Raw genomic sequence first — 12,765 nt, forward strand, 5'->3', positions numbered from 1 at the left:
GTTGGTGCGCGTGTTAGATCGGTAGAATCCGCGGGATTTTCAATTTTGGCTTCATATCGGGACCAGGCTCATGCCGTATCGCATCATCATCAGCTTCGTTCTGTTGCTGATTGGCAGCACTACACAGGCCCAAGATCCCGCTCCGGCGCTTTCCTACACCCGTGATATCCAACCGATCTTCACTGAGAAGTGCGTGGCGTGCCATGCCTGCTACGACTCGGCCTGCCAGTTGAACCTGGGCAGTGGCGAGGGCGCGGCGCGGGGGGCGACCAAGGTGCTGGTCTACGATGGTGATCGCAGTCAGGCGACCAAGCCGACGCGTCTGTTCTACGACGCGTTCGGCAAGGCTGCCTGGCGGCACGAAGGCTTCACTTCCGTGCTCGACGCCCAAGGCAGCCAGGCTGCGTTGATGGCGCGCATGCTCGAACTGGGCCACAGCCGCGCGCCGTTGCAGCCCAACGGCAAGCTGCCGGAGGACATCGTGCTGGGCCTGAACCGCGAGAACATGTGCCCGCTGCCAGAGGAGTTCGACACTTACGCCGACGTGCACCCCAATGAAGGCATGCCGCTGGCCGTGACCGGCTTGAGCGACCAGCAGTACCAGACCCTGCGACGCTGGCTGGCCTCAGGTGCGCCGATTGACCAGCAGGGCGTGGCGCCAAGTGCCCAGGAAGCCGCACAGGTGCTGCAGTGGGAAAACCTGCTCAACGCCCCCGGCGCCCGCGAAAGCCTGGTCGCCCGCTGGCTGTTTGAACACCTGTTTATCGCACATCTGTATTTCGAAGGCGGTGAGCCGGGGCATTTCTTCCAGTGGGTCCGCTCGCGCACCCCCAGCGGGCAGCCGATCGACCTGATCAATACCCGTCGCCCCAACGACGATCCCGGTACCCGGATCTACTACCGGCTGTGGCCGATACAAGGGGTGATCGTCCATAAGACCCACATCACGTACCCGCTCAGCGCGGCGAAAATGGAACGGGTCAAAGCCTTGTTCTACAGCGGCGACTGGCAGGTCAGCGCCTTGCCAGGCTACGGTCCGGGCCGTCGTGCCAACCCGTTCGAGACGTTCGAGGCGATTCCGGCCCAGGCGCGCTACCAGTTCATGCTCGATAATGCCGAGTACTTTGTCCGCACCTTCATCCGCGGCCCGGTGTGCCGGGGCCAGATCGCCACGGACGTGATCCGCGACAACTTCTGGGCGCTGTTCCAGGCCCCCGAACACGACCTGTACATCACCGATCCGCTCTATCGCGGCCGTGCCACGCCGTTGCTGGCAATGCCCGGGCAGAACGACGACGTGGGCAGCGTGCTCAGCCTGTGGCTCAAGTACCGTGACAAGCGCAACGAGTACGAAGCGCTGCGTCGCTACCGTTATGGCGAGTTGCCGGCGCCCGGTTGGTCGACGCTGTGGGCCGGCAACGACAATGCGTTGTTGAGCATCTTCCGTCACTTCGACAGCGCGTCGGTCAATAAAGGCCTGATCGGTGAAGTCCCGCAGACGATGTGGTTGTTCGATTATCCGTTGCTGGAGCGCACCTACTACCAATTGGTGGTCAACTTCGACGTGTTCGGCAACGTCTCCCATCAGGCCCAGACCCGCTTGTACTTCGACCTGATCCGCAATGGCGCCGAACAGAACTTCCTGCGCCTGATGCCGGCCAATTCGCGGGACGATTTCCTCGACGATTGGTATCAGAACGGCGGCAAGGTCAAGTTGTGGATGGACTATGAGTCGATCGACGACGATAAACCCACCGGCCTGAAACTGAATGAAAAAGACCCGAAACGCGATTTCGTCAACCAGTTGCTGGCGCGTTATGGCGACCTCAATGCCAGCCCGGACCCGATCAATCGCTGTGTCGGCGCCTACTGCTCGCGGCCGGGCCTCGAACCGGTGCTGCGCGATGCCGAGCAGGCCCTGAGTCGCCTGACGTCACGCCCGGCGGCGGGGCTCAAGGTCATCGACCAATTGCCGGAAGCGACCATGCTGCGCATCGAAACCCGCACCGGTCATCGCGAGGTCTACAGCCTGCTGCGCAACCGTGCCCACAGTAATGTCGCGTTCATGCTGGGTGAGGCTTCTCGCTATCAACCGGGCCTGGACACGTTGACGGTCTACCCCGGCGTGCTGAGCAGTTATCCGAACTTCATGTTCAATATCCCGGCCGAGCAAGTGCCGGCGTTCGTCGCGGCCATGGAAAGTGCCCGCGACGCCCAGCACTTCGAGAAGATCGTCGATCGTTGGGGTGTGCGTCGCAGTCATCCGCAGTTCTGGGAGTACTTCCACGATCTGTCGACCTACATCCGCGAAACCACGCCGTTGGAAGAGGGTGTGCTGGATATGAACCGCTATGAAAACCTCTGACGGCGATGGTGAGGCTTTTCCGACAAAATTACTGGGGCTTTGTATCTGCGTAATATTTTGGCGTAAACTGCCAGCAAGCCTGTGAGGAGTTTCCATGACTGCCATAACCATTACCGACGCCGCCCACGATTACCTGGCTGACCTGCTGTCCAAGCAGAACACCCCGGGTATCGGCATCCGCGTCTTTATCACCCAGCCTGGCACCCAGTACGCCGAGACGTGCATCGCCTACTGCAAGCCGGGCGAAGAGAAGCCGGAAGACACCGCGCTGGGGCTGAAAAGCTTCACCGCGTATATCGATGCCTTCAGCGAAGCGTTCCTCGACGACGCGGTGGTCGACTACGCCACTGACCGCATGGGCGGCCAATTGACAATCAAGGCGCCGAACGCCAAGGTGCCGAACGTCAATGCCGACAGCCCGGTCAACGAGCGCATCAATTACTACCTGCAAACCGAGATCAACCCTGGGCTGGCCAGCCACGGTGGGCAGGTCAGCTTGATCGACGTGGTGGATGACGGTATCGCTGTATTGAAGTTCGGCGGCGGCTGCCAGGGCTGCGGCCAGGCGGATGTGACCCTGCGTGAAGGCATCGAGCGTACCTTGCTGGAGCGCATTCCGGAGCTCAAGGGCGTCCGCGATGTGACTGACCATACGCAGAAAGAAAACGCCTACTACTGAGTCAGGTGTTCGCTGCGAGCAAAAAAACGGCGCCCCGTGAGCGCCGTTTTTTTATGCTTAAAATTCAGCTGCTTACGCGACCTACCTAACGCTGAAAATTAAGTGTGGGAGGGAGCTTGCTCCCGATAGCGGTGTATCTGTCGATTGATAAGTCGACTGACCCGCCGCTATCGGGAGCAAGCTCCCTCCCACATTTTATTTTGTGTTTGTTTAGTTAAATCAGTGTTTTATGTTTGTTTTTTGATGTTTTTGATTAGGGGCGGTACAGGTGTGCATGCCCGGCCCGATACAGCGACGACGCGCTGAAACTGTCACTGGCCAGCACCCGACCCACCACAATCAGCGCCGTGCGCCTGAAGCCCTTGGTCGCGACTTTTTCGGCAATGTCCGCCAAGGTGCCGACAGCCCAATCCTGATCCGGCCAGGTCGCGCGGTGTACCACGGCAATCGGGCAATCCGCGCCATAGTGCGGCAGCAGTTCGGCGACGATCTTCTCCAGGTGATTGACCCCCAGATGAATCGCCATGGTCGTGCCGTGGCGGGCCAGGCTGTCGAAGTCTTCACCGGCGGGCATGCGGGTTTTATCGGCGTAGCGGGTGAGGATCACGCTCTGGGCGATGTCCGGCAGGGTCAGTTCAGTCTCCAGCAGCGCCGCGCAGGCGGCCACGGCGGTGACGCCGGGAATGATCTGGAACGCAATGCCCAGCTCGCGCAACAGGCGGATCTGTTCGCCAATTGCGCCGTACAGGCTTGGATCGCCGGAGTGGACCCGCGCCACATCATGGCCCTTGGCATCGGCGGCCTTGATCAGCTCGATGATCTGTTCCAGGTGCAGTTCGGCGCTGTTGACCACTTGTTCGGCCTGATGCCCCTCCAGTACCGCCGCCGGCACCAGCGACCCTGCATAGATGATCACCGGGCAACTGCGGATCAGCCGCTGGCCTTTGACGGTGATCAATTCCGGGTCGCCGGGGCCGGCGCCGATGAAGTAGACGGTCATGGACAAATCCTGTGAAAAAACGCGCGAGCATGAGGAACGCTCATGATCGGAAGCGGCGATTATCGCGGTTTCAGTCGACGCAGGCCAATGCCAAGGTGGCCCGGGCGGATTTTTTGCGCGGGACCAACAGGCGCGCAGGGGCGTCGCCGAGTTGTTCGGCCAGGGCCAGGGCGGCGCTTTCGGCGATGCCGTAACAACCGGTATGGGCAAAGGCGACGGCAGACCTGTGGCTCAGACGGTCGTCATACATCGCCAGGTGCGCCGCGCTGAAGCAGTGCAGCGGCAGGTTCAGCCATTGGGCCAGGGCCAGCAAGCCCGGTTCATCCTGCTTGCGATCAAGACTGGCCAGGGCGGTGATGCGATGGCGCTCGATACCGCCCTCGGCGAGGGCGGCGTCCAGCAGGTCCAGCAGGGCTTGAAACTCGCAGCCGCGCTGGCAGCCCAGGCCGACCACGAGGTTCATGCGATGTATCGATCGTCGCGGTTGCGGCGAAACAACCAGGCGCTGATCAGCCCCAACGCCAGCCAGAACGCGACGTTGGTCAGTTGCGAGGCGATTTTGAACTGCGCTTCCAGAGCCTCAGGGGCCAGCATCGAATGCACTTCAGGTTGCGGAGCGCCAATCACATGAGGCACCACGAGGATTGCCGCGCCCAGCGCTTTGAGCAGCCAGTTGCCACCGAATACCAGCAGCGCGATACCGGCCGCGGTTGAGGCCGCCGTGCCGATCCACCAGATCTGCCGTTGTGCCAGGTCGGCGGCGGCAGTGCCCGGCAATTCCGGCGGCAGGCCCAGGGTTGGCGCCAGCACGAAGGTTGCGTAACCGGCCAGGCCCCACAGCAGGCCTTGAGCCGTGCGAGTCGGCGCGCGCAGGGTGTAGAGCCCGGCGAGCATCAAGGCGAAACCGACCGCCACCACCAGATTGCCGCCGGTGGTCGACAGCACGCGCTGCCAGCCGTCTTCTGGCTCCCAGGCTTCGGCGTCATGGGTGTGTGCAGCGGTGCCAGCGGCGTGCTCGTGTGCCACTTGTGTCGCGGCTGGGGCTTTTTCAAAGGTTTCCGCCTGCATGATCAGCGGGGCGACCCAGAAACTTTGCAGCAAGGTCAACAACAGGGCGGCCAGCAGCCCACTGAAACCTGCGGTTTGCGCAATACGCTTGATCATGTCGGCAGGTCTCAATGGCACGGGAACGCGGCGCTGTGGCGGGTATCGTGGGCGGCGTTGTGTACCGCTTCGATATGCGAGAACCCGGCGAAATACACCAGGCACGCGCCGAGGATCGACGCGCCGATGGCGGCACCCAGGCGTTGGCTCAGGGTGGCGGTGCTGCTGGTGCTAGGCGAGGTGCTGCTGATGATCGACATGGCGCGTCCCTTCAGGGGTTCAGGGTGACACGAGCGCATGCAAAACCCGCGAGCCAGGCACGCAGGGTTCAAACAGCGCCCGCCCACCGCGGGTTTGTTAGATGATTTTTTTCGGGCCGGTCTCCGGGCTTGCGAGGGGGCTCTTGAACTGAGTCCTGAAAGCATCGCCTTCCCATGCACAAAGCACAGTGGCCGTGACGCTTCGCTCGCTTACCGTTGCGGGGGCAGCACCGGACTGGTCATATCGCTATGACGCACCGGTTTCCCGTTTCACCCTGTGAAGGGCACCCGAAACAAGGTGTGTAGGAAAGCATGCAGGGCGACGGTAGTCAAATTGACTGAGCCCCTGTAGCCTTGCACCCTCGAGGTTCTTCGGCCCAGGCCGGAGCTAAGAAGGGAACGCGGTTCAAGCCGCGGCTGCCCCCGCAACTGTGAAGGGTTTATCTGACTGCCACGCCACTGCCATCAAGGCGGGAAGGCGCAGCCAGCGCCGGTCGCAAGACCCGCAAGCCCCAAGCCAGGAGACCTGCCTCGCAACCGATTTTTCAATTCAACCGGGCGGGGTGATCCGGTGACGAAATCTGCTGCTGCGCGTCGCGCAGGGCCTATCGTCCCGTATGCCCGCCCCCAAGGGCATCCGATGAAAACACTGGCCAAACTCCCCGTCACCATCGTTACCGGCTTTCTCGGCTCGGGCAAAACCACCTTGCTGCGCCATATGCTCGATAACGCCCAGGGCCGTCGCATCGCGGTGATCGTCAACGAGTTCGGCGAGCTGGGCATCGACGGTGAAATCCTCAAGCAGTGCTCCATCGGCTGCACCGAGGAAGAAGCCAACGGCCGCGTGTATGAACTGGCCAACGGCTGCCTGTGCTGCACCGTACAGGAAGAGTTCTTCCCGGTGATGCGCGAACTGGTTGCCCGTCGCGGCGACCTTGACCATATCCTCATCGAAACCTCCGGCCTGGCCCTGCCAAAACCCTTGGTCCAGGCGTTCCAGTGGCCGGAAATCCGCAATGCCTGCACGGTCGATGCGGTGATCACCGTGGTCGACAGCCCCGCCGTGGCGGCCGGTACCTTCGCCGCCTTCCCGGATCAGGTCGACGCCCAGCGCAAACTCGACCCGAACCTGGACCACGAATCACCGCTGCATGAACTGTTCGCCGACCAACTGGCCAGCGCCGACCTGGTGATCCTCAACAAGTGCGACCTGATCAGCCCCGACGACCTGGCCCGCGTGCGCCTGGAAGTCGCCGAAGAGTTGCCGCCGGCGGTGAAGATCATCGAAGCCAGCAGCGGTCGGGTACCGCTGGACGTGCTGATCGGCCTGGGCGCCGGCTCCGAAGAGCACATCGACGGTCGCCATAGCCATCACGATCATCATCACGAAGGTGAAGACGATCATGATCATGATCACGATGCGTTCGACTCCATTTCCATCGACTTGCCCCAGTCCGACGAAGCCCTGCTGCTCGACGCCCTGAGCCAATTGGTGGTGCAGCACGGCATCCTGCGCGTCAAAGGCTTCGCGGCGATCCCGAACAAGCCGATGCGCCTGCTGATCCAGGGTGTGGGCACGCGCTTCGACAAACACTTCGACCGCGCCTGGAGCGCCGACGAAGCGCGCATCACGCGCCTGGTGCTGATCGGCCAGGACCTCGACGCGGCGGGCCTCGAAGCGCAATTGCGCGCCGCCCTCAGCGTTTAACCCATGCACCTGCTCAGGACCCAGCCCGGCGGTTTCGTCGCGGACGACAACATTGCCGACCTTGGGCAAACCCCCGCCGAGCTGGTGATCCTGTGCAGCGGCGACTCCAGCCTGGCGCTGCTGGCCGAAGCGGCCCAGCAGTTGCCCGAGGATTACCCGAGCCTGCGCCTGGCCAACCCGATGCAGGTGCAGAACCATGCATCGGTGGACCTGTACGTCGATGAAGTGCTGCGCCACGCCAAGGTCATCCTGATTTCCCTGCACGGCGGCATCGGCTATTGGCGTTACGGCGTCGAGCGTCTGGTGGCGTTGGCCGAGCGCGGGGTCACGCTGATCCTGGTGCCGGGGGATGACCGCCCCGACCCGGAACTCAGCGGCCTCAGCACCGTGGATGCCGCAGCGCGTGACCGCCTGTGGCAGTTCCTGCGCCAGGGCGGCCTGGGTAATGCGCTGGATTTTTATCGCTGCCTGGCCAGCGCCTACCTGGGCCGCGACTATGCCTGGGCCGAGCCGCAAACCCTGGCGCGCAGCGCGATTTATCACCCGCGTAAGGCCCATGCGTGCCTCAACGACTGGCAGTTGGATTGGAATCCTGAGTGCCCGGTGGCGGCGGTGCTGTTCTACCGCTCCCATCTGCAAGCGGCCAATACCGGTTTTATCGATGTGTTCTGCCAGCGTCTGCAGGCGGCGGGCCTGAATCCGTTGCCGATGGCAGTGGCCAGTCTGAAGGAGCCCGGCTGCCTGACGGTGGTCGAGGACTGGCTGGATGAGGTCGGGGCGGCGGTGATTCTCAACACCACCGGCTTTGCCCAGTCCAGCCCCGAAGCGCCGCATTTGCGCCCGTTTCGCCGCAATATCCCGGTGATCCAGGCGATTTGCGCCCAGGACAACCAACCCGCCTGGCAGGCCAGCGAACAAGGCCTCGGCCCGCGCGACCTGGCGATGCACATCGCCTTGCCGGAACTGGACGGGCGCATCATCAGCCGACCGATCAGCTTCAAGGACCTGGCCTGGCGCAGTGAGCGCAGCCAGTCGGACGTGGTGTGCTACCGCGCAGCGCCGGAACGCATGGACTTTGTCGCTGAACTGGCGCGCCGTTGGGTTGAACTGGCGCGGGTGCCGAATGCCGACAAGCGCATCGCCCTGATCCTGGCCAATTACCCGACGCGCGACGGCCGCATCGGCAACGGCGTCGGCCTGGACACGCCAGCGGCGGCGCTGAATATCCTGCGGGCCTTGCAGGCCGAGGGTTATCCGCTGCCCGAAATCCTGCCGGAAAGCGGCACCGCGCTGATCCACGAACTGCTCGGTGGCGTCACCAACGACCTGGACAACCTCGACCTGCGCCCGTGCCACCAAAGCCTGGGCCTGGACGACTACGAGGCGATGTTCAAGCGCCTGCCCGAAGCCAACCGCCAGGCAGTGCTGGAACGCTGGGGCACGCCGTACAACGACCCGATGTGCCGCGACGGCCGCCTGATGATCGCCGGCCTGCGCCTGGGCTTGACGTTTATCGGCATCCAGCCGGCCCGCGGTTATCAGGTGGACGCCAGCGCGGTGTACCACGACCCGGACCTGGTGCCGCCTCACGCTTACCTGGCGTTCTATTTCTGGTTGCGCCACACCTACGGCGCTCACGGCGTGATCCACGTCGGCAAGCACGGCAACCTGGAATGGCTGCCGGGCAAGGGCGTCGGGCTGTCGGAAAATTGCTGGCCCGACGCGCTGCTCGGGCCGCTGCCGAATATCTATCCGTTTATCGTCAACGACCCAGGTGAGGGCGCCCAGGCCAAGCGGCGCACCCAGGCGGTGATCATCGATCACTTGATGCCGCCGCTGACCCGTGCCGAAACCTACGGGCCGCTGCGCGACCTGGAGCTGTTGGCGGACGAATACTACGAAGCGCAATTGCTCGACCCGCGCCGCGCCCGCGAGCTGCAAAAGGACATCCTCAAGCTGGTGCGCGAAACCCGTATCGACCAGGAGCTTGAGCTGGACAGCGAGGCCGACGCGGCGATCTGGCTGCCGCGCCTGGATACCTACCTGTGTGACCTGAAGGAATCGCAGATCCGCGACGGCCTGCATATCTTCGGCGAGTCGCCCCAGGGCCGCTTGCGTATCGACACCTTGCTCGCGTTGCTGCGTATCCCGCGTGGCGACGGCCGAGGCGCGCAATCGAGCCTGTTACGGGTGTTGGCCAAGGCCTTCGAGCTGGGTTTCGACCCGCTGGACTGCGCCCTGGCCGAACCCTGGACCGGACGCCGCCCGGAGGTTTTGCAAAGGATCGATCCACAGCGATGGCGCACCGCTGGTGATACCCGCGAGCGCCTGGAACTGTACGCTGCACGGTTGATCGAGCAGGCGCTGGCGGGGCCGCTGGAACAGCTGGAAGAGCCCGGTTGGGAGGACGTCAAATCCGTCATCGAAAGCCTGCGCAGTGTCGTGGCGCCACGCCTGGATGGGTGCGGCCCGGCGGAAATGCGCGGCCTGCTCGATGCCCTGGGCGGCCGCTTCGTGCCGGCGGGCCCAAGCGGCGCGCCGAGCCGGGGGCGTCTGGATGTGCTGCCCACCGGGCGCAATTTTTTCAGCGTCGACGTGCGCAACCTGCCGACCACCACCGCCTGGCGCATCGGTTTCCAGTCGGCCAACCTGATTCTCGAGCGGCACCTGCAAGACCACGGCGACCACCTGCGCCAGCTCGGCCTGTCGGTGTGGGGCACCGCGACCATGCGTACCGGCGGCGACGATATCGCCCAGGCCATGGCCCTGATGGGGGTACGCCCGGTGTGGGCCACGGGCAGCCAGCGGGTGGACGACTTCGAAATCCTGCCGATCAGCCTGCTGGACCGCCCGCGTGTCGACGTGACTTTGCGCGTGTCCGGGTTCTTCCGGGATGCCTTCGCCAACCTGATCCGCCTGTTCGATGCGGCGGTACAGGCGGTGGCGGCGCTGGACGAGCCTGACGATATGAATCCGCTGGCCGCCAAGGTCCGTTGCGAGCGCCAGGCGTTGCTTGAGTCCGGCCTGGACGAGGCCGCGGCGGCGAAACAGGCGGGCTGGCGTATTTTCGGGGCCAAGCCGGGTGCCTATGGCGCGGGCGTGCAGGGCGCGATCGACGGTCGCTTGTGGCAAAGCCGCGAGGACTTGGCCGAGGTCTACCTGAATTGGGGTGGCTACGCCTATGGTGGCGCCGACGAGGGCACCGCCGCCCGCGGGCAATTCGCCCAACGCCTGAGCCAGGTGCAGGCGGTGCTGCAAAACCAGGACAATCGCGAGCACGACCTGCTCGATTCCAACGATTACTACCAATTCCAGGGCGGCATGCTCGCCGCTGTGGAAACCCTGAGCGGCGACAAGACCGCCAGCTACCATGGCGACCACAGCCAGCCGGACGTGCCGAAGATCCGCACCTTGAAGGAAGAGCTGAACCGGGTGATCCGTGCCCGCGCCGCCAACCCCAAGTGGATCGAAGGCGTGAAGCGTCATGGCTATAAAGGTGCGTTCGAGATGGCGGCAACCGTGGACAATCTGTTCGCCTTCGACGCCACCACCGCGCTGATCGACGATCACCAATACGCCTTGCTCGCCGACGCCTACCTACTCGACCCCGACACCCGCGCCTTTGTGCAACAGCACAACCCTGATGCCCTGCGGGACATGACCGAGCGCCTGCTCGAAGCCCAGCAGCGTGGCATGTGGCAAGCGCCGGGGGCGTATCGCGAGGCGTTGGAAAACCTGTTGCTGGATATAGAAGAAGACAGCTGATGACTGATATTCCCCATTTCCCGCTGTCGGCCGTGGTCGGTGCCGACGACCTGAAACTCGCGCTGTGCCTGACCGCCATCGACCCGAAGATCGGCGGCGTGCTGATCGAAGGCCCGCGCGGCATGGCCAAGTCCACCCTGGCACGTGGCTTGGCGGACCTGTTAGCCAGCGGTCAATTCGTCACCTTGCCGTTGGGCGCCACCGAAGAGCGCCTGGTCGGCACCCTGGACCTGGATGCGGCATTGGGCGAAGGCCGCGCGCAGTTTTCACCCGGCGTGCTGGCCAAGGCGGATGGTGGGGTGTTGTATGTCGACGAGGTCAACTTGCTGCCCGATCATTTGGTGGACCTGCTGCTGGACGTGGCCGCCAGCGGCACCAACCTGATCGAGCGCGACGGCATCTCCCACCGGCATGCGGCGCGATTTGTGCTGATCGGCACGATGAACCCGGAGGAGGGTGAGTTGCGTCCGCAGTTGCTCGACCGCTTCGGCTTCAATGTGGCCTTGAGCGGGCAAACCGTGCCGACCGAGCGTGGGCAGATCATCCGCCGGCGCCTCGACTTCGACAGCGACCCCGTGGCCTTCTGCGCGTTGTGGGCCGAATCGCAGGCCGCCCTGCGCGAGCGTTGCACCCGGGCGCGCGCCTGTCTCGAGGCCATTGCATTGGATGACGAGGCGCTGGCACAGATCACCCAACGCTGCTTTGCCGCGGGCGTGGATGGTTTGCGCGCCGACCTTGTCTGGTTGCGTGGCGCAAGAGCGCATGCAGCCTGGCGCGGCGCGACCGCCATCGCCGAGGAAGATATTGAAGCCGTGGCCGAGTTTGCCTTGCGCCATCGTCGCCAGGCGCAGTCCCCGCCGCCCAGCCCGCCCAACCGTGAGGGCCAGGCGCCTCAAGCGTCCGACACTTCACCCGGCCAAGGCCAGTGGGGCGATATGCCCGCACCGGCCTTGCCCACGGGCGCTCGCCGAGACGTGCCCGCCTGGCCAAAAAAGCCTTAGGCATCCGCCCCCGACGTGACGCGGGGGCGGATGCCCGGCCCAAGGCGGGGCGACTGGATAAAGGCAGGCACGGCAAGTCGCGCGGCGCGCAGCAGGGCTCGATCAATTGGCCGGGCACCTTGCTCGGCGGGCGGCCGCAGTCTCGTGAGGACCTGCGTTTCCACCTGCGCAGCCGCTCGGCCCAGGAGTTATGGTTGGTGATTGTCGACGCGTCGGCGTCGACGCGGCGGCATCGTGCATTGACCGATGCCAAAGGGTTATTGGCGCAACTGTTGGATGACGCCTACCGCCAGCGGGCGCGCATGGCATTGCTGACGGCGAGCGGGCAGTCGCCGAAGTGGCAGGTGCAGGGCCTGAAAGCCGCGAAAAGCCTGGCTGGCTGGCTCGATCAGCTCGGCGCGGGTGGCGGTACGCCGCTGTTGGCCGCGCTGGGCGAGGCGGCGCAATGGCTGGTGGCACGCAGAACGCGTTTCCCCACCGAACAGCAGCGGTTGCTGGTGCTGACTGACGGGCGACTCAAGGAGATTGCCGCGTTGCCATCGCTGGAGTGCCCGGGGTTGCTGGTCGACATCGAGCGCGGGCCGATTCGGTTGGGGAGGGCGCGAGAACTGGCTCAGCATCTGTATTTGGATTATCGACATATCGATAGTTTTTAGGCTCTAAAACCAGATCGGGAAGTGTCGCTCTTGTAAAGTCGAATCTTCCGACATTAATCACCGATAACAAATCTTTACTCTCTGGGCTTTCGCGTCCAGGAGTAAAGGGAATGACTTCCAGCGTACTGCCGAGGGTTCTTTTCGATCATGGCCGGCACACCCTGAGTGTGCACAACATCGAAGCCCGTCTCGACGTGTTGGCCTTTGAAGGCCACGAACACCTGAGC

General features: G+C 63.9%; 10 protein-coding genes and 2 riboswitches. Of the genes, 6 read left to right on the top strand and 4 right to left on the bottom strand.

The window, feature by feature from the left end; translation table 11 throughout:
- The first annotated feature begins 70 nt into the window (after positions 1–70).
- Together NR164_RS23590 and nfuA are read left to right on the top strand one after the other, a co-directional pair.
- Positions 71–2,365, top strand: a complete 2,295-nt coding sequence (locus NR164_RS23590) for a fatty acid cis/trans isomerase (RefSeq protein WP_079444079.1) — start codon at positions 71–73, stop codon at positions 2,363–2,365.
- Between the two features lie 94 nt (positions 2,366–2,459).
- Positions 2,460–3,044: a Fe-S biogenesis protein NfuA gene (gene nfuA, locus NR164_RS23595; protein WP_003190728.1), complete on the top strand. Its 585-nt coding sequence runs from the start codon at positions 2,460–2,462 to the stop codon at positions 3,042–3,044.
- Between the two features lie 253 nt (positions 3,045–3,297).
- Here the strand turns inward: nfuA and cobM are convergent, their stop codons facing one another.
- From cobM to NR164_RS23615, 4 genes are all read right to left on the bottom strand, one after another.
- The gene (gene cobM / locus NR164_RS23600; RefSeq protein WP_256823330.1) at positions 3,298–4,044 is read right to left on the bottom strand and encodes a precorrin-4 C(11)-methyltransferase; all 747 of its coding nucleotides are present in this window, start codon (positions 4,042–4,044) and stop codon (positions 3,298–3,300) included.
- Between the two features lie 70 nt (positions 4,045–4,114).
- Positions 4,115–4,507, bottom strand: coding sequence for a cobalamin biosynthesis protein (locus NR164_RS23605; RefSeq protein ID WP_128192522.1), 393 nt, complete (start codon positions 4,505–4,507; stop codon positions 4,115–4,117).
- A complete protein-coding gene (locus NR164_RS23610; protein ID WP_057005417.1) occupies positions 4,504–5,208 on the bottom strand; it encodes a CbtA family protein in 705 nt (234 codons plus the stop codon). The genes NR164_RS23605 and NR164_RS23610 overlap by 4 nt, the downstream gene beginning before the upstream one ends.
- Positions 5,209–5,219: 11 nt before the next feature.
- A complete protein-coding gene (locus NR164_RS23615) occupies positions 5,220–5,408 on the bottom strand; it encodes a CbtB-domain containing protein (RefSeq protein WP_017846597.1) in 189 nt (62 codons plus the stop codon).
- A 96-nt stretch (positions 5,409–5,504) separates the two neighbouring features.
- Positions 5,505–5,715: riboswitch (cobalamin riboswitch) on the bottom strand.
- Between the two features lie 41 nt (positions 5,716–5,756).
- A riboswitch (cobalamin riboswitch) is annotated at positions 5,757–5,957 on the top strand.
- A 91-nt stretch (positions 5,958–6,048) separates the two neighbouring features.
- Here NR164_RS23615 and cobW point away from each other — a divergent pair.
- The 4 genes from cobW to NR164_RS23635 are packed head-to-tail and all read left to right on the top strand — an operon-like array spanning position 6,049 to position 12,538.
- The gene (gene cobW / locus NR164_RS23620; protein ID WP_046383143.1) at positions 6,049–7,116 is read left to right on the top strand and encodes a cobalamin biosynthesis protein CobW; all 1,068 of its coding nucleotides are present in this window, start codon (positions 6,049–6,051) and stop codon (positions 7,114–7,116) included.
- A gap of 3 nt (positions 7,117–7,119) precedes the next feature.
- Positions 7,120–10,881, top strand: coding sequence for a cobaltochelatase subunit CobN (cobN, locus tag NR164_RS23625; RefSeq protein WP_256823331.1), 3,762 nt, complete (start codon positions 7,120–7,122; stop codon positions 10,879–10,881).
- Positions 10,881–11,882 (top strand): ATP-binding protein, encoded by a 1,002-nt coding sequence (locus NR164_RS23630; protein ID WP_256823332.1) that lies wholly within the window; start codon positions 10,881–10,883, stop codon positions 11,880–11,882. The genes cobN and NR164_RS23630 overlap by 1 nt, the downstream gene beginning before the upstream one ends.
- 53 nt (positions 11,883–11,935) lie before the next feature.
- On the top strand, positions 11,936–12,538 hold the full coding sequence (locus NR164_RS23635) for a VWA domain-containing protein (RefSeq protein WP_256823334.1): 603 nt from the start codon (positions 11,936–11,938) through the stop codon (positions 12,536–12,538).
- Positions 12,539–12,765 lie beyond the last annotated feature (227 nt).

The organism is Pseudomonas sp. Pse79 (assembly GCF_024519615.1).
GTDB classification, from domain to species: Bacteria; Pseudomonadota; Gammaproteobacteria; order Pseudomonadales; family Pseudomonadaceae; genus Aquipseudomonas; species Aquipseudomonas veronii.

Bases quoted from the DNA above. Each gene is read 5' to 3' on its own strand.
- cobN (WP_256823331.1), top strand. From the start codon at position 7,120: ATGCACCTGCTCAGGACCCAGCCCGGCGGTTTCGTCGCGGACGACAAC.
- nfuA (WP_003190728.1), top strand. From the start codon at position 2,460: ATGACTGCCATAACCATTACCGACGCCGCCCACGATTACCTGGCTGAC.
- cobM (WP_256823330.1), bottom strand. From the start codon at position 4,044: ATGACCGTCTACTTCATCGGCGCCGGCCCCGGCGACCCGGAATTGATC.
- NR164_RS23615 (WP_017846597.1), bottom strand. From the start codon at position 5,408: ATGTCGATCATCAGCAGCACCTCGCCTAGCACCAGCAGCACCGCCACC.
- cobW (WP_046383143.1), top strand. From the start codon at position 6,049: ATGAAAACACTGGCCAAACTCCCCGTCACCATCGTTACCGGCTTTCTC.
- NR164_RS23605 (WP_128192522.1), bottom strand. From the start codon at position 4,507: ATGAACCTCGTGGTCGGCCTGGGCTGCCAGCGCGGCTGCGAGTTTCAA.
- NR164_RS23630 (WP_256823332.1), top strand. From the start codon at position 10,881: ATGACTGATATTCCCCATTTCCCGCTGTCGGCCGTGGTCGGTGCCGAC.
- NR164_RS23610 (WP_057005417.1), bottom strand. From the start codon at position 5,208: ATGATCAAGCGTATTGCGCAAACCGCAGGTTTCAGTGGGCTGCTGGCC.
- NR164_RS23590 (WP_079444079.1), top strand. From the start codon at position 71: ATGCCGTATCGCATCATCATCAGCTTCGTTCTGTTGCTGATTGGCAGC.